Annotated in this window: 20 protein-coding genes; 8 read left to right on the top strand and 12 right to left on the bottom strand. The window is 59.2% G+C overall.

What is annotated here, in order from left to right:
- The first annotated feature begins 194 nt into the window (after positions 1 to 194).
- Both ACR0L4_RS11405 and ACR0L4_RS11400 read left to right on the top strand, forming a co-directional pair.
- A complete protein-coding gene (locus tag ACR0L4_RS11405; RefSeq protein ID WP_480513022.1) occupies positions 195 to 1,424 on the top strand; it encodes an efflux RND transporter periplasmic adaptor subunit in 1,230 nt (409 codons plus the stop codon).
- On the top strand, positions 1,424 to 5,215 hold the full coding sequence (locus tag ACR0L4_RS11400; protein WP_480513019.1) for an efflux RND transporter permease subunit: 3,792 nt from the start codon (positions 1,424 to 1,426) through the stop codon (positions 5,213 to 5,215). The genes ACR0L4_RS11405 and ACR0L4_RS11400 overlap by 1 nt, the downstream gene beginning before the upstream one ends.
- A gap of 52 nt (positions 5,216 to 5,267) precedes the next feature.
- On the opposite strand, the gene ACR0L4_RS11395 is transcribed toward ACR0L4_RS11400, so the two are convergent.
- Positions 5,268 to 7,082, bottom strand: coding sequence for an ABCB family ABC transporter ATP-binding protein/permease (locus tag ACR0L4_RS11395; RefSeq protein WP_480513017.1), 1,815 nt, complete (start codon positions 7,080 to 7,082; stop codon positions 5,268 to 5,270).
- A gap of 69 nt (positions 7,083 to 7,151) precedes the next feature.
- The gene (locus tag ACR0L4_RS11390) at positions 7,152 to 8,471 is read right to left on the bottom strand and encodes a LysM peptidoglycan-binding domain-containing protein (RefSeq protein WP_480513015.1); all 1,320 of its coding nucleotides are present in this window, start codon (positions 8,469 to 8,471) and stop codon (positions 7,152 to 7,154) included.
- 126 nt (positions 8,472 to 8,597) lie between these two features.
- Between ACR0L4_RS11390 and ACR0L4_RS11385 the strand changes: the two genes are divergently transcribed.
- The gene (locus ACR0L4_RS11385) at positions 8,598 to 9,149 is read left to right on the top strand and encodes a TIGR00730 family Rossman fold protein (RefSeq protein WP_170750966.1); all 552 of its coding nucleotides are present in this window, start codon (positions 8,598 to 8,600) and stop codon (positions 9,147 to 9,149) included.
- 42 nt (positions 9,150 to 9,191) lie between these two features.
- Here ACR0L4_RS11385 and ACR0L4_RS11380 read toward each other — a convergent pair whose 3' ends face one another.
- The 3 genes from ACR0L4_RS11380 to ACR0L4_RS11370 form a co-directional block, all read right to left on the bottom strand.
- Positions 9,192 to 9,650: a host attachment family protein gene (locus ACR0L4_RS11380; protein ID WP_480513013.1), complete on the bottom strand. Its 459-nt coding sequence runs from the start codon at positions 9,648 to 9,650 to the stop codon at positions 9,192 to 9,194.
- Between the two features lie 248 nt (positions 9,651 to 9,898).
- Positions 9,899 to 10,732, bottom strand: a complete 834-nt coding sequence (locus ACR0L4_RS11375) for an ABC transporter permease subunit (protein WP_480513011.1) — start codon at positions 10,730 to 10,732, stop codon at positions 9,899 to 9,901.
- 169 nt (positions 10,733 to 10,901) lie between these two features.
- On the bottom strand, positions 10,902 to 11,501 hold the full coding sequence (locus tag ACR0L4_RS11370; RefSeq protein WP_170750970.1) for a superoxide dismutase: 600 nt from the start codon (positions 11,499 to 11,501) through the stop codon (positions 10,902 to 10,904).
- 100 nt (positions 11,502 to 11,601) lie between these two features.
- On the opposite strand from ACR0L4_RS11370, the gene ACR0L4_RS11365 reads away from it, so the two are divergent.
- Positions 11,602 to 12,363, top strand: coding sequence for an FkbM family methyltransferase (locus ACR0L4_RS11365; protein WP_480513009.1), 762 nt, complete (start codon positions 11,602 to 11,604; stop codon positions 12,361 to 12,363).
- Between the two features lie 69 nt (positions 12,364 to 12,432).
- The gene (locus tag ACR0L4_RS11360) at positions 12,433 to 12,855 is read left to right on the top strand and encodes a hypothetical protein (RefSeq protein ID WP_480513007.1); all 423 of its coding nucleotides are present in this window, start codon (positions 12,433 to 12,435) and stop codon (positions 12,853 to 12,855) included.
- A gap of 173 nt (positions 12,856 to 13,028) precedes the next feature.
- On the opposite strand, the gene ACR0L4_RS11355 is transcribed toward ACR0L4_RS11360, so the two are convergent.
- From ACR0L4_RS11355 to ACR0L4_RS11340, 4 genes are all read right to left on the bottom strand, one after another.
- Entirely contained in the window at positions 13,029 to 13,595 is a 567-nt protein-coding gene (locus tag ACR0L4_RS11355; protein WP_480513005.1) for a sarcosine oxidase subunit gamma, read from the bottom strand.
- Positions 13,588 to 16,602, bottom strand: coding sequence for a sarcosine oxidase subunit alpha family protein (locus ACR0L4_RS11350; RefSeq protein WP_480513003.1), 3,015 nt, complete (start codon positions 16,600 to 16,602; stop codon positions 13,588 to 13,590). The genes ACR0L4_RS11355 and ACR0L4_RS11350 overlap by 8 nt, the downstream gene beginning before the upstream one ends.
- Before the next feature lie 64 nt (positions 16,603 to 16,666).
- Positions 16,667 to 16,999 carry a sarcosine oxidase subunit delta gene (locus ACR0L4_RS11345; protein ID WP_480513001.1) on the bottom strand — a complete coding sequence of 111 codons (333 nt, stop codon included), beginning with the start codon at positions 16,997 to 16,999 and terminating at the stop codon, positions 16,667 to 16,669.
- Between the two features lie 75 nt (positions 17,000 to 17,074).
- A complete protein-coding gene (locus ACR0L4_RS11340; protein ID WP_170750982.1) occupies positions 17,075 to 18,319 on the bottom strand; it encodes a sarcosine oxidase subunit beta family protein in 1,245 nt (414 codons plus the stop codon).
- A gap of 176 nt (positions 18,320 to 18,495) precedes the next feature.
- On the opposite strand from ACR0L4_RS11340, the gene ccmI reads away from it, so the two are divergent.
- From ccmI to ACR0L4_RS11325, 3 genes are read left to right on the top strand one after another with little or no spacing between them, the layout of a single operon-like run.
- Positions 18,496 to 19,722, top strand: a complete 1,227-nt coding sequence (gene ccmI / locus ACR0L4_RS11335) for a c-type cytochrome biogenesis protein CcmI (protein ID WP_480512998.1) — start codon at positions 18,496 to 18,498, stop codon at positions 19,720 to 19,722.
- On the top strand, positions 19,719 to 20,183 hold the full coding sequence (gene ruvX / locus ACR0L4_RS11330) for a Holliday junction resolvase RuvX (protein WP_480512996.1): 465 nt from the start codon (positions 19,719 to 19,721) through the stop codon (positions 20,181 to 20,183). The genes ccmI and ruvX overlap by 4 nt, the downstream gene beginning before the upstream one ends.
- Before the next feature lie 17 nt (positions 20,184 to 20,200).
- A complete protein-coding gene (locus ACR0L4_RS11325) occupies positions 20,201 to 20,431 on the top strand; it encodes a DUF1289 domain-containing protein (RefSeq protein ID WP_170750988.1) in 231 nt (76 codons plus the stop codon).
- A gap of 5 nt (positions 20,432 to 20,436) precedes the next feature.
- Here the strand turns inward: ACR0L4_RS11325 and ACR0L4_RS11320 are convergent, their stop codons facing one another.
- The 3 genes from ACR0L4_RS11320 to ACR0L4_RS11310 form a co-directional block, all read right to left on the bottom strand.
- Entirely contained in the window at positions 20,437 to 20,631 is a 195-nt protein-coding gene (locus ACR0L4_RS11320; RefSeq protein WP_480512994.1) for a hypothetical protein, read from the bottom strand.
- Between the two features lie 361 nt (positions 20,632 to 20,992).
- A complete protein-coding gene (locus tag ACR0L4_RS11315) occupies positions 20,993 to 21,778 on the bottom strand; it encodes a hypothetical protein (protein ID WP_480512992.1) in 786 nt (261 codons plus the stop codon).
- The gene (locus tag ACR0L4_RS11310; RefSeq protein WP_480512990.1) at positions 21,772 to 22,596 is read right to left on the bottom strand and encodes a sulfite exporter TauE/SafE family protein; all 825 of its coding nucleotides are present in this window, start codon (positions 22,594 to 22,596) and stop codon (positions 21,772 to 21,774) included. Before ACR0L4_RS11310 ends, ACR0L4_RS11315 begins: the two co-directional genes overlap by 7 nt.
- Positions 22,597 to 22,602 lie beyond the last annotated feature (6 nt).

Below are 22,602 nucleotides of genomic sequence, written 5' to 3'. Positions count from 1 at the left end.
GCGCCATGTCATACCCCGGCACCACGGCCAAGCCAAGGGCCGGATTTTGCACATATTCGCGGACCTGATGTACCCTTGCGAAAAAAAATAAACCAAACTATTCAGTTCAGCGTAGAAATGACATGTGCTGGACCCCATTTTCCAGCATGTACGCCGAAGTATTACCGGCACAAAGCTCTGGGAGTTATGACTGTATGCGTTTGATTTCATTCATCAATGCCGCTTTGGTGATTGTAGCGCTGTATTTCCTTGTCTTCGAGCGCGACTCTTTGTTCGCCTTTGCTGGTCGGGATGACGTTGGGGAAGGCACCAACTCGCAGACCGAAACAGCCGACGCTGAAACTTCTGACGAAAACGCGATCCGCGTGGTCGCGCTGCGGTCGATTGCGCGAGAAATTGACAGCGCGGTGCTCTTGCGTGGCCAAACCCAGGCCAACCGCCAAGTCGAAGTGCTGGCCGAGACAACGTCCACCGTCGTCTCCGAGCCCAAGCGCCGTGGCGCTTTTGTCGAGACGGGTGATCTGCTGTGTCAGCTTGACCCGGGCACCCGCCCCGCCAGTCTGGCAGAGGCCAAAGCCGGCAAGCTCGAGGCCGAAAGCCGCATTCCCGAGGCAGAGGCCCGCCTGGAAGAGGCGCACGCGCTGGTGGCTGAAGCCGACATCAACCTGAAAGCCGCGCGCAAACTGTCCGAAACCGGATTTGGCTCGGAAACCCGGCGGGTGTCCAGCGAAGCTGCGATGAGCAGCGCAGAGGCGGGTATCAAATCCGCCGAAGCCGGGCTCGAATCCACGCGGGCCGGAATCGAATCCGCCGCGGCCGAGGTCGAAGCCGCACAGCGTGAAATGGATCGTCTAACCATCGAAGCGCCGTTCGAGGGCCTTCTGGAAAGCGATACCGCTGAGCTGGGTAGCCTGATGCAACCTGGGTCGCTATGCGCAACGATCATCCAGCTGGACCCGATCAAGCTGGTCGGATTTGTGCCGGAAACCGAGGTCAACCGTGTTCAGGTCGGGGCACTTGCCACAGCACAGCTGGTTACCGGCCGTCAGGTCGAGGGGCGTGTAACGTTCCTGAGCCGCTCAGCTGACGAAACCACCCGCACCTTCGAGGTCGAGATCAGCGTCCCGAATTCGGATCTGACCATCCGCGACGGTCAGACGGCGACGATCCGCATTGCGGCCGAAGGGGCCAAGGCGCATTTGCTACCGCAATCGGCCCTGACCCTTAGCAACGAAGGGCAGTTGGGCGTCCGCACCATCGGCGCAAGCAACGTGGTGGATTTCATGCCGGTACAGGTGCTGCGCGACACGGCCGAAGGTGTATGGATCGGCGGTCTGCCCGAAACTACGGATATCATCGTTGTCGGACAGGAATTCGTCATCAAAGGTGTAACGGTGAACCCGACCTACCGGGAGGCTGAATAATGACGGGAATCGTCAGCTGGGCCGCCGAACGGGCCCGAATGGTCATGGCCTTCATTGCGATCTCGCTTGTGATCGGCGGGTTTGCCTATGTCAGCCTGCCAAAGGAAGGTGAGCCGGACATCGAGATTCCGGCCCTGTTTGTCTCGGTTGTTTTCCCCGGTATTTCAGCGGAGGATGCAGAGAACCTGTTGGTCAAACCGATGGAGACCGAGCTCGCCGATCTCGACGGTCTGGACAACATGACCGCGACCGCTGCCGAAGGGTATGCCGGCGTCTTCCTCGAATTTGATTTCGGTTGGGACAAAACTGCGATCACTGCCGATGTCCGCGATGCGATGAACAGCGCGCAGGCCGAGTTTCCCGATGGGGCCGAGCAGTATTCGCTGAGCGAGCTCAACTTCTCGGAGTTCCCAATTGTCATTGTCAACCTGTCCGGCGCGGTTCCCGAACGCACCATGGCGCGCATTGCCAAAGACTTGCAGGATGATCTGGAGTCGCTCGACTCGGTCTTGGAAGCCGGGATTGCAGGTAACCGCGACGAATTGCTTGAGGTCATCATCGACCCCCTGCGTCTTGAGGCCTACAACGTCACCGCCGCCGAACTGATCAATGTCGTTCAGAACAACAACCAACTGATCGCCGCTGGTGAGGTCGACACGCCTCAGGGCACATTCTCGGTCAAGATCCCGTCCTCGTTCAAAACCGCGCAGGACGTCTACGGCCTGCCAGTCAAGGTCAATGGCGACCGGGTGGTCACTCTGGGAGAGTTGGCCAAGATCAACTATACGTTCGAAGACCGTGAGGGCACCGCCCGCTTCGACAATATCCCGACTGTGGCGTTGCAGGTCGTCAAACGCAAAGGCTTCAACCTGATCGACACGGTCGAGCAGGTAAAAGTCACCGTGGCCAAAGCCCAATCCGATTGGCCGACCGAGTTGCAGGCCGCTGTCGAAGTCGGCACCTCAAATGACCAGAGCCGCATCGTCAACTCGATGGTGACCCAGCTGGAAGGTTCCGTCCTGACCGCGATTGCCTTGGTGATGATCGTGGTCTTGGCGTCGCTTGGCACACGCGCCGCCTTGCTGGTTGGATTTGCGATCCCGACCTCTTTCCTGCTGTGTTTTGCCTTTCTCGCGGCCATGGGTGTCACCATCTCGAACATGGTGATGTTCGGGCTGATCCTTGCCGTCGGTATGCTTGTTGATGGCGCGATCGTTGTTGTTGAATACGCCGACAAGCGCATCAAGGAAGGCGTGGGCCCGATGCATGCCTATGTCGAAGCCGCGCAGCGGATGTTCTGGCCCATCGTGTCATCAACGGCAACGACGCTGTGTGCCTTTCTGCCCATGCTGTTCTGGCCGGGTGTGCCCGGCGAGTTCATGAAGATGCTGCCCATAACGCTGATCTTCGTTCTGTCAGCCTCATTGATCGTTGCACTGGTCTATCTGCCCGTGGTGGGTGGCGTGTCGGGCCGGCTGAGCCGCGTATTCGACCGAGCGTCGAACTGGCTGCGTGGTGTGGCCCCATGGTGGTTGCGCGCGGCCCTCGTTGTTCCGACCTTCTACCTCGTGTTTCTGGGGGCCATGCAGATGGTCAACCCGGACTACCTGCTTCCTGCGGGTGGGCGGCTGTTCGGTGCGATATTGATGATGATCGGGGCGTTTGGCGGGTCGGTGACGTTGGGCGCGGCCAAAATCCAACGCGCGCCTGACACAAAGGTACATACCGCAAAAGACCACACGCCGTTTGGCTATTTCGTCAAGTTCCTTGTAGGCAACCCGATCATGCCGATCGTGTCCATCGCCGCTGTCGTTTTTGCAGTCATGACAGTGATGACGATCTTCAGTGCCAACAATCGCGGTGTTGAGTTCTTCGTAGACAGTGAACCGGAACAGGCCACCGCCTATGTCCGGGCGCGCGGCAACCTCTCGCTGGCGGAAAAAGATGCCATGGTTCTGGCAGCCGAACAGATTATCGGCGCGCATCCGGCTGTCATCAACGTCTTTTCCTTCGCAGGCGAAGGCGGGTTGAATCAAAACGACGGCGGAGCGTCCGAACCCGCGGACACGATTGGACGTGTACAGTTCGAGATCATTCCATGGGAAGACCGCCCCAATGTCCACGAACCCATTCTGGGGGGACTGTTCGACCGCCATTTTGTCGCGCCAGATTACGATGGCAACTTTGTCGTTGACCAACTGACCGAGCAATTGTCGGAATTGCCGGGTTTTGAAGTCGAGCTTCTGGTGCTGTCGCAAGGCCCGTCTTCGGCCAAACCTGTTCACCTGCGCATCAAGGGCGACGGATGGGAAGAGTTGACCTCTGCAACCCTTGCTGCACGCGAAATCTTTGACAGCACGCCGGGCCTGATCAAGATCGAAGACACGTTGCCCCTGCCCGGAATTGACTGGCAGATCGATGTGGATGTGGCAAAGGCCGGACGCTTTGGTGCGGATGTGGCCACTGTGGGAGCCATGGTGCAACTGGTGACACGCGGTATCCTGCTGGGCGAGATGCGGCCCGACACGACGGATGAGGAAATCGAAATCCGCGTACGTTTGCCCGAAGAAGATCGGGTGTTGTCCACGCTTGATACTCTGAAAGTCCGCACATCCGACGGTTTGGTGCCGCTGTCCAACTTCGTGACGCGCCAACCCGTGGCCAAGCTGGCCGAGATCAACCGCATCAACCAAGAACGGTACTACGACGTCAAAGCAGATGTCGAAACGGGTCTGAGCAAGGTTGCAACGGTCGGCCCCGACGGCGCTGAGCACCGGCTGGCTATCGTGCGTGCGTTGGCAGAGGGCGCTGAACCTACCGGATCAACGCTGACGATGCCCGATGGCAAGCAGTTTGACCTTGTGCAACTGACCGGAGCAGACAGTCTGGAGGATCTGAGTACGGCCATCGATGCAGGCGACACAAGCGTCACCCTGATCAATCCCAACGAGCGCATCGCCGTCCTGACCGAATGGCTGGACACCGACCCGTTCGACCGCACTATCAGTTGGGAGTGGACCGGCGATCAGGAAGACCAAGCCGAAAGCCAGGCCTTCCTGTCCAGCGCCTTCCTTGCCGCGCTGGGGCTGATGTTCGTGATCCTGCTGGCGCAGTTCAACAGCTTTTACAACTCGGTACTTGTATTGCTGGCGGTGGTCCTGTCCACAACTGGCGTGCTGATCGGGATGCTGGTGATGCAACAACCCTTCTCGGTCATCATGACCGGCACGGGGATTGTCGCCTTGGCCGGGATCGTGGTGAACAACAATATCGTTCTGATCGACACCTATCAGGAATACAGCCGCTATATGCCCCGGATCGACGCGATCGTCCGCACCGCCGAGGCGCGCATTCGCCCGGTTCTTTTGACCACATTGACCACGATGGCCGGTCTGACCCCGATGATGTTTGGCCTGTCGCTGGACTTCATCAATGGTGGCTACACCATCAACAGCCCGACGGCGCTGTGGTGGAAGCAGCTTGCCACTGCCGTGGTCTTCGGTCTGGGTGTCGCCACGGTTCTGACGCTGATCGTCACACCCTCGCTTCTTGCCTTGCGGGTCTGGGTGACGACCTACGCCGTCTGGCTGGCCAGGGCGCTGGCCCGGATGGGTGCGGGTCGCACCAGCCAGATCGCCCATGACATGGCGATCGGTCATAGCGCGCGCGCGATGCAATCGGGCGAGATTGTCTGGGATGATCAAACACAACAGGTATCAGACCAGGGTGAGGATCACGGCGAGGACCATTCGGACTCCCCACCCGGCTCGCCCCTGAAAGCCGCGGAGTAACCTTGAAAGGGCCGGATGTTCCGGCCCTTTTGTGTATCGGTCAAGCAGACGTTCAGGCCGCCTGACTGTCTGATTGCTGGCGGTTCCAAAGCTGCGCATATCGCCCCTCGCGCACCAACAGCTCATCATGCGTGCCTTGCTCGATGATCTCGCCGCTTTCCAGAACCACGATCTGATCGGCCTCGGCAATCGTGCTGAGACGGTGGGCGATCGTGATCACGGTCCGCCCCTCACCCGCGCGGGCCAATGCGTCCTTGATATCCTGTTCGGTGTCCGTATCGAGGGCCGAAGTCGCCTCGTCCAGCAGCAGGATCGGGGGATTCTTGAGCAATGTCCGGGCGATCCCGACGCGCTGTTTTTCACCGCCCGACAATTTTAACCCGCGCTCACCGACCTTGGTGTCATAGCCCTCGGGCAGTGAGGCAATGAACTCATGAATCTGCGCTGCCCGCGCGGCTTCTTCCACGTCTGTCTGCGTGGCCCCGTCGCGCCCGTAGGCTATATTGTAGCGGATCGTGTCGTTGAACAGCACCGTGTCCTGAGGCACGACCCCGATGGCGGCGTGCAGACTGGTCTGCGTCACGTCCCGCACGTCCTGGCCATCGATCTTCAGCGCACCACCGGTGACATCGTAAAAGCGAAACAGCAACCGACCTATGGTGGACTTGCCCGATCCTGTCGCCCCCACGATTGCAACGGTCTGTCCTGCCGGAACCGACAATGACACACCCTTTAGAATTTCACGTTCCGGGTCGTATCCAAAGCGCACATCCTGCAGCGTCATCTCTCCGCCATTGACGTTCAGGTCGGGCGCACCGGGTTTGTCGGTGACCTCGGCGGGTTGCTCCAGCAGGTCGAACATCTGCCCCATATCGACCAGCGATTGCCGGATCTCGCGATAGACAGTACCCAGAAAATTCAGCGGCACGGTAATCTGTATCATGTAGGCGTTCACCATAACAAAATCACCCACGGTCAGAGACCCGTTCTGTACCCCGACAGCCGCCAGAACCATCACCCCGATCAGGCCGCACGTGATCAGGAAAGACTGACCGAAATTCAGGAAGGCCAAGGAATAGGCCGTCTTGAGCGCAGCACCTGCATAGGCCTTCATCGAGACATCGTAGCGATCAGCCTCGCGTGTTTCCGCGTTGAAATACTTGACAGTTTCGAAATTCAGCAGGCTGTCGATCGCGCGCTGATTGGCCTCGGTATCCTGATCGTTCATCTCGCGGCGCAGCTTCACACGCCATTCGGTGACGGCGAAGGTAAACCAGATGTACAGCGCGATCGTCACCGCCACCACGACCAGATACCAAACATCAAAGAGCCACATCAAAACCACCGAGATCAGCAGCAGTTCAAGGATCAACGGCCCGATCGACAACAGCAGGAACCGCAGCAGGAATTCGACACCTTTGACGCCCCGCTCGATGATGCGGCTCAGGCCACCGGTGCGGCGGGTCACGTGGTAACGCATGGACAGTTGGTGGATGTGCTGGAACGTCTCCAATGCCAGCGCCCGCAAAGCGCGTTGGCCCACCGGCGCAAAGGCGGCATCCCGCAATTGCTGGAACCCGACGGTCATCATGCGTGCGACGCCATAGGCGACCGTCAGCCCGACCGCTCCCAACGCCAAGGGCGGCACGCCCTCACCTGCCAATGCATCCACCGCCCCTTTGTACAGGATCGGCGTATAGACCGCGATCAACTTGGCCAGCACCAGCATAGACATCGCAATCACGATCCGGCGCTTTACCCATGGCTTGTCCTTTGGCCACATGTAGGGTGCAACCTTGCGAATCGTCCGCAAGCCGGACCGGCGTTCGTCAATATCGGCCAACTCATCCGAAGTCATTGGGGGCATAGGTCGCGCTACCTGTCTTGTCTGGGATCTAACTTAGGCTTGGGCGCTGGAACAGGCCAGAGCCTCACCTTACTCAGGGATCGTGAAAATCTGGCCCGGATAGATCAGATCGGGGTCGCGGATCAGGTCGCGATTGGCGTCGAACAGGCGCACATACAGAACGCCGTCCCCGAACCGTTCACGCGATATGGCCCACAGAGTGTCCCCCGCCTGAACCGTAACCGACCGGATTGGCGCAGGCGCGTCCGCGGGTTGGTCGGGGTCCTGAGGGTCGACAGCTTGCAAAACCTCGATCGTTTCGCGCTTGAACGGGGTCTCGACGCGGCTGAGGACAGTTCCGTCGGTATTCACCTCATCCACCCGCAACGTGTAGACACCGGCGTCGATCCCTTCGAGTTCCCCTCTCCAGTTTCCATCCTCTTCCGGCGTCAAATCGGCCACCAGGCGGTTGTCAAGATAGAGCCGTACCGCCGACCCTTCGCTGACACGCCCGGTCAGTTGAACCTCGCCTGTGTCAGAATACCCGATGGTGTCCAGTTCGACCTGCTCGGGGATCGCCGTTTCTGTCGATGGGGGCTGAACCAGCTCAATACCCTCTTCGCCGGACCGAAGAATGGCGACCTGTTGATCGTCGGTTGCCTCATCTGCGGTCTGATCAGGCGCGGATTCTTCGGTCTGTGCAGGGGTCGCAATGCTGTCTTCATCGGGCTGAGCTTCTTGAGCCACCTCTGGATCAGCACCCTCCTCGGTCGGGGCGTCTGTTGTGTCCTGCGGTGCAATCGGGGCTGGCTCGGGCAAAGCCGCGATCAGGTAGTCATCCGACTGCGTTGTCTCGTCCCCATCGGTCGATTGCAGGACAAGCCCTTGCGGGTCTTCGCTGAAGGGAACGGTCACAAACTCAGCGAACTGCCCTGTCTCATCCACTGTAAACTGATGCAAAACCTCTCCGTTCAGCAGAACATCAACCTGGCTGCCCGGCTCGGCCTCACCAGACAACAGAGCGCTGCCGTCGGTGGACAGAAATATCTGATCCAGGGCGGGACGAGGTGCCGGTTCGGCTGCAACTGCGGTTTCATCAGGCGCAGTCTGAGGGTCATTGGTCTGGACATCCTCGTCAGGCTGATCTGTCGCGACGTCAGACGTGTCCTGTGGTGCTTGCTCGGTCTCTGCAGGTTCCAGCGCTGTGTTTTGTGGTGCCGGCGTCGCACCCTCGGTCAGGACGGTTTCCGGGGCGTCTACAGGCTGTTCCTGCGATTGCTGATCCGACTGCGGTCCTTCTGTGAACACACCCGACAGATACAGGCCGCCCGCTCCCAGAATCGCAATGAGGCCGACCAGCACCCCCCAGATGAAGTTGCCCGAGCTTCCGCTTCCTGATTTGGCGTTCATTACTTCCCTTTCACTCCGCGGCGAAACTGCTTTGAGTGGCTCGCATTCCGGCGGACGGTTGAGCCAACCTATCAATCTCGCTATCAGGGGTCAAAACGTCTGACACAAGACCGGAGCCCGCATTCCATGTCCCAGAAATCTGTCTGTGTGTATTGCGGGTCACGCAATGGCAGCAATCCAGCCTATTCCGCCGCTGCTCAGCATCTTGGAACAGCATTGGCCCGCGAAGCCTGGCGACTGGTCTATGGGGCCGGAGATGTCGGTTTGATGGGCGAAGTTGCGCGCGCGGCGCAGGCTGCGGGCGGCGAGACGTTTGGCGTCATTCCGGTGCATCTGGTTCGCCGCGAAGTCGGCAAGACCGATTTGACGCATTTCGTGATCACCGAAACGATGCACGAGCGCAAAAAGGTCATGATCATGAACGCGGATGCCGTCGTTGTCCTACCTGGCGGTCCGGGGTCGTTGGACGAGTTGTTCGAAGCGCTGACGTGGCGCCAACTGGGCCTGCACGACAAACCGATCCTTGTGGTCAATGTGGGTGGGTATTGGGATACGCTCCGCGCCCTGCTGGATCAGGTGATCGAGCAGGGCTTTGCCGACCGGTCCTTGTCAGAATTTGTAACCTGGGTCGACGACGCGGATGCGGCTATCGCGGTTCTGCGCGAAAAACTCGGCTAGGGTCAGCGCGAACTGGGCGGCCGAAACCGCCCACAAAGGCGCTTAAGCCAGACGCGGTGCTGGTCGCAGGTGATGTTTCAGGACCTGCTCGACCTTGTGCAAGGGGTGATTGGTCAGCGTTTTGTCCACTTCGGCCACGACCTTGGCCAGCACATCACTGTGCAGACGACGGCGCAGCAGACCGAGCACATGAGGGCTGGCGACCAGAACAAGCCTGTTGAACTTACCCTTCAGGCCTTTGCGGTTGAGAAGATTGGCAAGGTCCTGCACGAACAGTGATCGTGCATGGGTTTTCCAGTTCGGCTCCTCAACAGCCGATTTCTGCCTGGGTCCTGGATCAGATCGACGTCCGGCCCGATCAGTCGGGCGTTCAGACGCCTCATGCTCTTCAACTGAAACGACGACCAGATTTGGATCCTCGGCATCGGTGATGTTCTCGACGAACAACGCCTTCTCTCCGTCTGCGATGACAACCCAGGTTCCCTGTTCAAGTGCAGCCATTGTGCTCTCCCGTTGTGGTTTCCTTGGCCGTCCCTCATCCACCGGACACAAGTTCTTTGCCGCGCGGCCAGAGTGTTTCAGCGCGGTGTTTGCCTGTGTTTCGAATTGGGTGCGGTTCTCTCCCTCCGCCATACATATCTAAGTACTGGTGGGCCGCGTACAATCCCGTCTGAGTTCGAATGTTGAATTCTTGGGCAGGTTTTCACCTGCGCAGATGCAGCAACCGGCTGTCTGCTACGGCGACGTCCCTAGTGAATGCCTGCCGTCAATCCCCGCATCAACCAGCGCTGCAGCATAATCACGACAATCGCCGGAGGCAGCATCGCCAAAAGCGCCAGTACCATGCCCGCAGTGCCCTCAAAGCCGGAATACGCCATGCCTCGCACCAGCGTATCATGGTCCTGACTGGTGGTTGTGATCATGATCGGCCAGACATATTGGTTCCAGCCCAAAACAAACAGGATCGCAAAGACGGCGGCAATCATCGGCAGAGACAAGGGGATGACGATGTCGACCAGAATACGCAGCGGTCCAGCGCCATCTATCCGGGCGGCCTCCAGCACCTCGTCGGGAATTTGGCGCATGTATTGACGAAAAACCAGAACGCCCAACCCGCTCGCCGTGATTGGCAGGATCATACCGGCGTAGGAATTGAGCAGCCCGAGATCGCTGGTGACCGCAAAAGTCGGAAGGATGCGGGTCTCGATCGGAAAGAACATCGCGATCAGGATGACGCCGTATATCAACCCACTGCAAGGCAACCGAAAAAAGACCAGCGCGTAAGCGGCCATCAGAGACATCACGCTTTTCAAGATGGCGACGCCCAAAGCCAATACCAGCGAATTCCACATCATCGCGCCGGCCCCGATGCCAGCACTGCTGACGCCGCCATGCCAGACCCGACCGACCAAGGCCGAAAGCTCGGAGAGATCGAGCGCAGAGGTCAATTGCCACAGCAGCAGGCAGACCGGCCCGCTCATCAGGACAACGCCCGCCAGAAGGATCGCGTGATCTAGGAAACGGTTTCCGCGCAAGTTACGGGTCCACTCATCAATACGGCACAATGCCAGCTGGTCACGCAAGGACTGTCACGCCCACTCCCTACGCGCAAGATGAATAGGCTGAACCGGTCGAATTTCGGCTGATGACAGCATGCTGGATAACCGGATCATGGCTTTGCGGCCCACAAACATAACAAAGCCCACCAGCATCTCTGCTGGCGGGCTCGCTTGTCCCAAACAGGGTCAAGGATCACATGCGCGATGCGACGTTTTCCCAGTTCACCAGATTGTCGAGGAAGTTCGACAGGTAAGCCGGGCGTTTATTGCGGAAGTCGATGTAGTAGGAATGCTCCCACACGTCGCAACCCAGCAGCGCGGTCTGGTTGAAGCACAGCGGGTTGACGCCGTTTTCCGTTTTGGTCACGGCCAGCGAACCGTCGGCATTCTTGACCAGCCACGCCCAGCCCGAACCGAACTGACCGGCACCGGCGGCACTGAACTGCGACTTGAATTCGTCCACGGACCCGAAGCTCTCGGTCAGAGCTTTTTCCAGTTCACCAGGCATAGCGCCTTCGCCGGGGCCCATCATTTCCCAGAATTGGTTGTGGTTCCAAAGCTGGCTGATGTTGTTGAAGATGCCGTTCTGTGCCACAGCACTTGCGTCGTAGGTGCCAGTGATGATCTCTTCCAGCGACTTGCCGTCCCACTCGGTGCCGGCGATCAGCTTGTTGCCGTTGTCGACATAGGCCTTGTGGTGCAGGTCGTGGTGATATTCCAGCGTTTCTGCGGACATGCCCTTGGCTGCCAGCGCGTCATGTGCATAAGGAAGATCAGGAAGTTCAAAAGCCATCTCGGCCCCCTGTAAAATAAAAGTTGCGGTTCCCAAGGGTTAAATGCTTTGGCAGCCGCCGCAGGTCAAGGGGCGAGACAAGAAAACCCGGAGGTCCGCGATGCTGACGCAGGCGCGCAAGATGTTCTACCGCGCTCGCGGATACTTTGCCGGCACCCTGAATGGTGAATCGTTCCGTCTGGACCCCTATCATTCCAAATTCTGGCGCAAAGCGTCGGCCGGCGCGTGGGAGCCTGAGACATTCGCGGTTCTTGACAAATACCTGACCCCGGACAGCGACTATCTGGATATCGGAGCCTGGATCGGCCCGACGGTTCTTTACGGTGCCCGCCGCGCGCGCCATGTGTTTTGCTTCGAGCCGGACCCAACGGCCTTTCGTCATCTGGCGTGGAATCTTGAATTGAATGGCATTCAAAACGTTTCGGCGTTTGGCGTGGCGCTGTCTGAGAAGTTCGGAGTGGCCCGCATGGCATCCGTTCGCGGTGAACCCGGGGATTCCACCAGTTCGCTGTTGCGTGACGGGGCGCATGGCACCGACGCGCTGACAATCGCCTGGGACCAGTTCGAGGCCGCGAAGGATCTGGCGGGGGTCTCACTGGTCAAAATGGATATCGAAGGGGCCGAATTCTTTGTGTTGCCGACACTGCTAAACTGGCTTCGACAATCGCGCCCTGCCTTGTTGCTGTCCCTACACCCGCCACTTTTGGACAAACCTGACAGGCGCCTGCGCGTTCAGAATTTGCTGGAAAGTCTTCAATTCTATGGCAGCCTCAGTGACGAAAACGGGCGGGCTGTTGAAATGGAAACGCTGCTCACTGCGGATGCGCTCGACCGGTATCATACCATTCTACTGAACGACTGACGCGCCACTTGGACAGAGTGTCTCAGCATCACATTTGCACCTTGCGACTTCGCGCTTCAGTTGCAAGAGATGGCGCAGGTAAATCAGCAAAAATTGGAACAAATGAAAAGACTTGTATTGGCAATCGTTGCCACATTCTTTGCCAGCTCGGCCCTTGCCGAAACAATCACATACAACTGCAAAATGACACAACGCGACGATTTCGGCTGGATTGCGCCCGGATATGTTTTTCGCGTTGACGCAGAGAATGGCACAGCATTCATTGCCGACAATCCCGAGTGGATTGGAGTCAAGCTCAAGAACCGCGGCAAAAAAGGTTACCGTATGGTTTGGAACCGTATGGCTCGCGCCTCTGCAGGGGGCAACCTGTCAGTCAGATATCAAGCCAACCTCAACCCTGCGTACAACAGCCTGAAAGTGCGGATGGCATTCATCAACGTCAACGCCGCCAACAAACCCTATGGCCTAGGAACATGCAGCGTGGAAGAGTGAAAGCCGAAGGTCGGGCCTGGTTTGACCTGACCGACCTATAAGCAGACAGCCTGTCGCGTGAACACATCGTTGCACCGAGGCTAAAACTGTGCCCTCAGGCGCGAACAGAACGCTCAACGTCAAAAAAAGCTCCGGCAAAAACCGGAGCTTTCTTGGTGCTTGCGGGTTCTGGTTCAGTAAACCCCGACCTCACTGCCGGGCTGCGCGGCAACTTTCAGCAGTTTGAACGCGTAGTCCGCAGCAGACCGGAAACAAACGATGCGGAAAGTCTGATCGTCGTCCATCCAGAACGCACCCGCCACCTGTGCCAGACGCGATCGGCGGATCTGGCCGGGCTGGAACACGTCGGTGGACAGATCGACTGGCGAGACTTTGCCCAGAACCTCGCGCGCGTTAGGCCCCGAAACACGGAACACGGCGCGCGCGTCCGACACGTTGACCGCCAGAGCGTGTGTCCCGCTGAGTGCGTTGGTCATTGCGGCCAGTTTGTCTTCGACTTCGGCATAAGGCACCAAGACCAGCAGTTCGTCTGTGGACATCCAGCACACGCCGGTTTCGCCATCAACAAAGGCCTCGCGCTGGCCCGGTACGTTCTGGCCGGTGGCGTCCTTGACGGCCTTGACCAACACCTTGTCGGACAGATCACCGCGCAGGGTGATCATGCCTTGCAGACCGCATTCCTCGACTTTCGCTATGCCGTCATACGAGGCGTGGTTCAATGCGCTGATGGGTTCAGACATTCTGCTTCTCCCCGTCCTTGTCATAGAAGATCGGGTCTACGATCTTGGCCTTGTAAGTTTTGCCATCGGTGCCCGGGAATTCGACAATTTCGCCCATCCGGTCTGGACCGTGCTTGATCAGACCCATCGCGATGCCCTTGCCCAGGTTGGCCGAATAATAGGTCGAGGTCACGCGCCCGATCATGTTGCGCTGACCATTGGCGTTGACGCCCTCGCCAACTGCATAAGCCCCATCTGGAATGACAGAACCATCCACAGTCTCAAGACCCACCAGTTTCCAGCGTTCGGGATCGGCCATGTGGGTCCGAGAATGGGCACGTTTACCCAGATAATCCTCTTTCTTCTTGGACAGCGCCCAATGCAGGCCCAGATCCTGCGGGATCACTGTACCGTCGGTCTCGTCACCGATCATGATAAAGCCCTTTTCGGCCCGCAGGATGTGCAGGCATTCGGTACCATAGGGCATCACGCCGAACTCTTTGCCTGCGTCCATCAAAGCATCCCAGAAGGCCTGACCCTGGCTGGCGGGTACGGCGACCTCATAAGACAGCTCACCCGAGAACGAAATGCGGTAGGCCCGGCAATCGAAGTCTCCGATCTTGCCATCGCGCCATTCCATGAAGGGCAACGCCTCTTTCGACACATCCATGCCGCCAAGCTTTTCCAGCACCTTGCGGGCGTTGGGGCCAACCACAGCAACCTGTGCATATTGCTCGGTCACGTTGGCGACGTAGACTTTCCAGTCCCACCACTCGGTCTGCAGCCATTCTTCCATATGTGCGTGGATGCGTTCGGCGCCACCTGTAGTTGTGTGACAGAGCCAAGTATCCTCGTCGATACGGGCAACAACGCCGTCGTCGATCAGGAAGCCGTTCTCGGAACACATCAGGCCATAGCGGCATTTGCCGACCTTTAGCGTGGACATCATGTTGGTATACATCATGTCCAGAAATTTGCCCGCATCCGGGCCTTTTACGATCAGCTTGCCCAGTGTCGAGGCATCCAGCAGGCCGAGGTTTTCGCGGGTGTTCTTCACCTCGCGGTTCACAGCGTCATGCACGGTTTCCCCGGGGCGGACATAGACATAGGTTCGGCGCCAATGGCCGACCGGCTCCCAATCGGCGCCGTTCTTGTCGTGCCAGTCATGCATCGGCGTCTGACGGATCGGCTGGAACACCTCACCACGCGCTTCGCCACCGATCGACGCCAGCGAGATCGGCGTGTAAGGCGGGCGGAACGTGGTGGTGCCGACCTTCGGAATTTCGGAATCCAACGCATCAGCAAGGATCGCTAAGCCGTTGATGTTGCTCAACTTACCCTGATCCGTCGCCATACCCAACGTGGTGTAGCGCTTGGTGTGCTCGACGCTTTCATATCCTTCGCGCGCAGCCAACTGAACGTCAGAGACCTTCACGTCGTTCTGAAAGTCCAACCACGACTTCATGCGCAGCTGGATGTCGGCGTTGGCAGGCATCAGCCAGACAGCTGCCATCGGTGCCTCTGTCGTCGTTTCGCCTGTAGGAGCCTTGGTGCGTTTTGCTTTGTAACCCGCCGCCTTCGCCGCTGTTTTGCCTGCGGCATCCGCGTCGGTCAGAACGTCGCCGAGAGCCAGCGGACCGTTTGACGAACCCGCGGCAATCACGAAGCCCTCGCCGTCCGCACCCAGCGGAGGACGTTCAGGGTCGGGGCGGAAATGCGCATTGGCGTCGTCCCAGATCAGCTTGCCACCGCAATGGGACCACATGTGCACAACCGGCGACCAGCCGCCCGACATGGCGACCGCGTCGCACTCGACCTCTTCACGGGCGCCGCCGATCCCCTCTTGGTTGCAGATGGCGACTTTCTTGACGCGCTTGCCGCCTTTGACCTTGGCGATGGCCTTGCCGGGATCGACCCGGATGCCCAATTGACGCGCCTCTTCTGCCAGCGGACCGGCAGTTGCGCGCGCGTCAATGACGCGCAAAACATCCACTCCAGCCTGTTTGAGGACAATCGCAGTGCGATAGGCATCATCATTGTTGGTCGCGACGACAACACGCTGACCCGGTGTCACCCCCCAGTTGACCACATAGTCCCGCATGGCTGAGGCCAGCATGACACCCGGCACATCGTTGCCTGCGAAGGACAAAGGACGCTCGATAGCGCCGGTTGCGGTGACGACCTGCTTGGCACGGATGCGCCACAGGCGATGGCGCGGACCCTGAGTGCCGGGTTGGTGGTCGTTCAAACGCTCGTACCCCAGCACATAGCCGTGATCATAGACCCCCGCGCCCATGCAGCGCGTGCGCATGGTAACGTTGTCCATTGTTTCGAGTTCGGAAACTAATTGTTCCACGAACTTATCCACAGGATCACCATTCACGGTTCCACCATCGACCGGAGCGCGGCCACCCCAATGCGCCGTCTGCTCGATCAGCATGACCTTGGCACCGGAGGCCGCCGCCGATTTGGCCGTCTGAAGACCCGCCACGCCACCACCGATCACCAGCACATCGGTGAAGGCATAGAAATGCTCATAGGTATCCGCGTCGCGGCTGTCCTTGTCCGGCGCTTTGCCCAAACCGGCGGATTGGCGGATGAACGGTTCGTAGACGTGTTTCCAGAAGGGTTTGGGATGGATGAATGTCTTGTAGTAGAAACCAGCAGGCAAGAACCGGGCCAATGCCGTGTTCACCGCGCCAATGTCAAACTCAAGGTTTGGCCAGTGGTTCTGCGAGACCGAGGTCAGACCATTGAACAGCTCGGTTGTGGTGGCGCGCTGGTTCGGCTCAAACCGGTTGCCCTGCCCAAGACCGACCAAGGCGTTCGGCTCTTCCGCGCCGCTGGCGACAACGCCGCGCGGGCGGTGGTACTTGAACGACCGGCCCATCATCATCTGATCGTTTGCCAGCAAAGCAGAGGCAAGCGTGTCGCCCTGATACCCTTGCATGGTAGTACCGTTGAAGCTGAAGTTCACCGGTTTGGACCGGTCAATCAGGCGGCCATGTTTTGCGAGACGGGTGCTCATCTTGCGGACCTTTCGCAGATGGAGGCATCAGGACCTCCGACGGGAGTATTGTGGAAAAAGTGACTCATACGGCGAACTCTCTCCACGACCAATCAGGGCGCTTGGCGGTGATGGCGTCCTTGATCTCTTGCGGCGGCTCGGTTGTCTGGGCGGGATAGGTGCCAAAAACCTCGAGCGTTTGGGTGCAGCGCGCGGCATGGAACCACTTGCCGCAGCCATTGCTGTGACGCCAACGTTCGAAATGCACGCCTTTGGGGTTTTCGCGCATGAACAGATAGTCGTGGAACTCGTTATCGGACGAGCCCGGACCGTAGCGTTTCAAATGCGCCTCCCCACCGGCAGTCAGCTCGGTTTCTTCAGCATCGACGCCGCAATACGGGCAATTCAGGATCAGCATGTTGTCATCCTTTTGGCGATCGGTCGGCGCGGGGCCAACCTGAATTCTGTTAGCTGGCAACCTCGGGCAACGCCCTTAGTGTGCCACTCCGGCGGCCACGCTTTCGTCGATAAAGCGGCCCTCTTTGAAGCGTTCGAGTGTAAAGGCTTCGGTCAGCGGTGAATGACCCGTGGCCATCAGCTGTGCCATGCCCCAGCCCGAGCCCGGAATGGCCTTGAAGCCGCCCGTGCCCCAGCCGCAGTTGATGAAGCATCCGCCCAGAGGCGTTTTTGACAGGATGGGCGAGCGATCCCCGGTCATGTCCACGATCCCGCCCCATTGCCGCAGCATCTTCAGGCGCGAGATCATCGGGAAGGTCTCGACCAAAGCGCGCACGGTTTCCTCGATGTGGTGGAAGCTGCCGCGCTGGGTGTAGTTGTTGAACCCGTCGGTGCCGCCGCCGATCACCATCTCGCCCTTGTCGGACTGAGACATGTATCCATGTACGGTGTTGGCCATCACAACCACATCCATGCAGGGTTTGATCGGCTCGGACACCAGCGCTTGCAGGGCGATTGCCTCCAGCGGCAAGCGGAACCCCGCCATTTCGGCCAGTTGACCGGAATGGCCCGCAACCACGATGCCCAGCTTGTCACAGTCGATGGCACCCTTGGTCGTATCCACGCCGACAACGCGGCCATTTTCGGACCGGACACCCTGAACCTCGCACTGCTGGATGATGTCCATTCCCATGGCCGAGCACGCGCGGGCATAACCCCATGCCACGGCGTCGTGGCGGGCCGTTCCGCCGCGTTCCTGCCAGAGCGCACCCAGAACCGGGTAGCGCGGACCGTCGATATTGATAATCGGCACCAGCTCTTTGACGCGCTCGGGGGTGATCCACTCGGTCGTTACGCCTTGGAGTGCGTTGGCATGCGCGGTGCGCTGATAGCCGCGAATCTCGTGCTGGGTCTGGGCCAGCATCATCACGCCGCGCGGGCTGAACATGATGTTGTAGTTCAGCTCCTGGCTCAGATCTTCGTACAGGCCCCGGGCCTTTTCGTAGAGCGCCGCCGACGGATCCTGCAAATAGTTCGACCGGATGATGGTCGTGTTCCGGCCCGTGTTGCCACCGCCCAGCCAGCCTTTTTCAATAATGGCAACGTTCTGAATGCCGTAGTTCTTGCCGAGGTAGTAGGCTGTCGCCAGACCATGCCCCCCCGCACCGACGATAACCACATCATAGCGTTTCTTGGGTTCAGGAGACCGCCAGGCGCGTTCCCATCCGGTGTGATAGCGCAGAGCCTCGCGCGCAACAGCAAAAGCTGAATAGTGTTTCATGAGCGAATCCATCCGGTTCGGTGATTGTGCGCAGATATGCCGTGTGCCCGTAGTTTAACCCTGCCGCGCAGCGCCGCAATATCGCACTATTGCGACATGTCGCCTATTCGCGGCCATTTGTCCCTTTTGTCGGCGGACCAGCAGGTCTAAGTCAGGGCAACACTTTCGGAGAGACAATGACGTTCTGGGTTTTGACATTTCTGATCGCGCTGCTGGTTGCCGCATTTCTCTGTATCACACTCCTGCGCGGTCGCCGCAGCCATGAGCCGGCTGCGGCCTATGACCTGCGGGTGTATCGCGAGCAGCTTGCCGGTGTTGATCGGGATCTGGCGCGGGGCGTGATAGGCGAGGCCGATGCGGACCGGGTGCGTACAGAAATCTCGCGCCGCATATTGGCAGCCGATGCTCAGTTGCAAGCCGGCTCAACCGCAAAAGGGCCCTCACCTCTGGTGTCGGTGGTGGCAATTGTTGGTTTGATGGTGGTCATGATCGGCGGTGCGCTGGCCCTTTATCATCGAACAGGTGCAGTGGGTCTGCCAGACATGCCGCTCAGCGCGCGGTTGGACCTGGCCGAGGACGTGCGCGCGAACCGCCCACCTCAAAGCGCCGCCGAAGCCCTTGCCACGCCGCCGCAGCCTCGGCAATTGGATGAAAGCTATGCGACGCTGCTGCAACAGCTCCGCAACACAGTCAAAGCCCGACCGGACGATCTGCAGGGGCACATGTTGCTGGCCCAGCACGAAACCAATGCAGGCAATTTCAAAGCTGGCTACACGGCACAAGAACGGGTCATTGAACTTACGGGTGAGACTGCCACGGCAGATGCCTATGCCGATCTGGCCGAGATGATGATCCTTGCGGCGGGTGGCTATGTTTCACCCGAAGCTGAACAAGCTTTGACCCAAGCTCTGGATCGTGACGCAAAGCATGGTCCGGCGCGGTATTACTGGGGTCAGATGCTGGCGCAGATCGGGCGCCCGGACATCGCGTACCCGATTTGGGTTGCGACCCTGCAGGACGCACCCGCTGGCGCGCCGTGGGGTGATGCAATTCGCGCGCAACTGGACGAACTGGCCTTTCGCGCCGGTGTTTTCAATGGTCCGGATCCAAGCGCCGTGGGCCAACCCGGTCCCAACCAGGGCGACGTCGACGCTGCCGCCGAAATGACGCCTGAAGAAAGGCAAGAGATGATCCAGGGCATGGTCGACCGATTGTCAGACCGGCTGGCCACCGAAGGCGGGTCGCCAGAAGAGTGGGCACGGCTTATCGCAGCTCTTGGGGTTTTGGGTCAGGCACAACGCGCCATCGATATCCGAGACGAGGCCGTGATTGTGTTCGCGGACAACCCCGCTGCTCTGCAAATGATCGACGCCGCCGCGCTGCAAGCCGGGATCGCGCAATGATCCACGATGGCTTCGAAGATTTTGCCGCATCGCTGTCCCCGATGACCGCGCTGATGGGGCTGGATTTGGGGGAAAAGACCATTGGTGTCGCCGTCTCGGACCGGATGCGCGGTGTTGCCAGCCCGCTGGAAACGGTGCGACGCAAAAAATTCACCCTCGATTCGGCACGCCTGCTTGAATTGATCGAGGACCGCGAGATCGGAGGCATTGTTCTGGGCTTGCCCAGAAACATGGACGGCACCGAAGGGCCACGGTGCCAATCGACCCGCGCCTTTGCCCGCAACATGTCCCGCCTGACCAGTTGCCCCATCGGATTCTGGGACGAACGGCTCAGCACGGTTGCGGCAGAAAAAGCACTGCTTGAGGCGGATACGACACGAAAACGTCGCGGACAGGTTATCGACCACGTGGCCGCGGGCTATATCTTGCAAGGTGCGCTGGACAGATTGCGCTTTCTGTAACGGGTCGGAGCCGGTAGATGACAAACATGGTATGGAAGCGGGACGAGGTTGAAAGCCCCTGTGTCCAGATTTGTGTCGTCCACCCGACCGAACGGATCTGCACCGGGTGCTATCGCACTTTGGACGAAATCTCACGATGGTCGCGGATGGACAGCAGCGAACGGGCCGAGATCATGGACGCGCTGCCAGCGCGCAAACCGCGCCTTGCCAAACGGCGCGGCGGACGTGCCGCGCGCCTCAAGGACTAGCTGTATCAGTCAGAACCTGCACTGTTTGAGCGCCGCTGATCCGGGCGTTCATTGCGCAATTCCTCTTGGAACAGGCTGACAAACTCGGATTGGCTGGTTTTGGGGTATTTTTCACCAGGGGTTTTTGCTGCGTCCTGCGGGATGGGTCGGTCCTGGTCCCGCAGGTGCGACAATCTTTGCAAAACTAATTTCCAGGGCATCGCAATATCCAAAGTAAAATGTGCCCGCTGCGGATCCTATCCGGGCCTTGAACAGTGCAAGTCCCAGGCAGGGTTCGTGAGTGAGTGGCGACCCGCAGCGGCGCGGTCTGGCTAAAGTGTTCTCAGCCGGAATGACGAGGAAAACAACATCGGTTCTAACTTTTTTGATCAGACAGTCAAGAAACGAGATTGCCAGTTCCCCAACGTCATTTCCAACGCTCTGACGAAATCCGATCACGCATAGCCGGACTGGGTTTGCGTCTTAAAAAAGCGCTTATCCTGCACAAACAAACTCTGGCTACGTAGTTTCAACCGATTGTTCAATTCACCCGGAAGGGTCTGAACCGGGCGCAGTGCAACCCTATCGGGTCTCAATCCATTCCGGCACGCCATATTCGCACTCTGGGCGGAAATAGGCGATCATACGCCCGTCCGACCCGGCGGTCGCCTCTTGCGTCCAAGGGGCTACGCCGTGCAGACAATGGCGGTGAAGCACATACGCCTCGCCGGGTTTGGCGGGCAATTCGATACGCTGGCAGGTTTCAAATACCGCCTGACGGGCCGACTGATAGGTGTCGGTGATATCCACTTGATGCATGGCATCGTCCGCGTACCCTTTCAGCGCAGTTTTGAACGCGGCGCCCAACGGTATGTGGCTCCTCTCCCACAGCACCATCGGCGCGGCTTCCGGACTGGCCTCGGTCAGCGGGATGCCCAGAATCCAGGCATGAGGTTCATCGACCCGGCGACGCCGATCCGCCCCTGTGGGTCGCAGCCCATCCACATGGGCCGCGTCACGGTTGCGCCGATACCGCCCGGCAGCCTCGCTTTCACCTTTCCGAGGCCGGGGATAACCCGGATACGTGACCGACACCTGTCCGCGATGCAGCGGCAATGCGCCCAGATGGTTGGCAATGAAATCGATCGCCATGCCAGACAATGGCTCTGACGGTCCGACCCGGCCCTCTGAGTCATTTGGCAATGCATCAACGCCGACAAACCAAGTGCCCTCGCAATCCAGCCACTCGGCAAATTCGGGATCCTGGACCGAGTGACGCGCAGCAGGCAGCGCGTGCTCAATCCACAATGCCAACTCTGGGTCATAGGGGAATTTGACCCAACCTTTTGCCCAAAAATCCTCTACCATCCCAGTGCCTTACGCAACATGTTGAGCGCTACGAGCGTCAAGAACAGCGCGAAAACACGCTTCAACGGTTTGGGGTTCATTGCGTGCGCCAGTTTCACCCCCCATGGTGCAGTGATCATCGTCATCGCAACAACGATACCAAAGGCCACAAGGTTCACCGCTCCGATGGTCAGGGGTGGCCTGTGTTCCGGCGCGATGTCCAGAAACAGAAAACCCAGAACCGAAGGCACGGCGATGATCACGCCAAACCCGGCCGCCGTTGCGACTGCACGGTGGATCGGGGTGTTGTACAGGCTCATCAACGGCACACCGAAACTGCCGCCTCCGATCCCCATCAGCACCGACAGAAATCCGACCGAGGGAGACAGAACCGCGCGCTTGATCCCCTTGGGCATTGCATCCCCCAGCCGCCAATCAGCGCGGCCAAATCCAAGGTAGGCACCGATCACCATCCCCAGGACGCCGAACAGGGCCTGCAGCGCTTCTGTGCGCAGCGCCGAGGCAACCAGAACGCCAACTACCGCACCCACTACGATGCCCGGCCCCCAACCGCGCAGGATACCCCAGTCAACGGCACCCTTCTTGTTATGGGCCAACACTGATCGGACCGATGTCACGATGATGGTCGCCAGTGACGTGGCCAGACACAGCTGCATCAATTGCGGCCCGCCATATCCAAGCGTTTGGAACGCGTAAAAAAACGCGGGCACCAGCACGATGCCTCCGCCCACGCCCAACAATCCTGCCAACACGCCGGCAAGCGCACCGATCACAAGCAAAAGGCCCAGCATCTGGGCCAGCAACATCGTTTCGGGCATCGTTCC

The sequence above is a fragment of the Ruegeria sp. AB5 genome, assembly GCF_056542645.1.
Note: the sequence above shows the minus strand (reverse complement) of the source record. Positions and strands in the feature narration are given on the sequence as shown.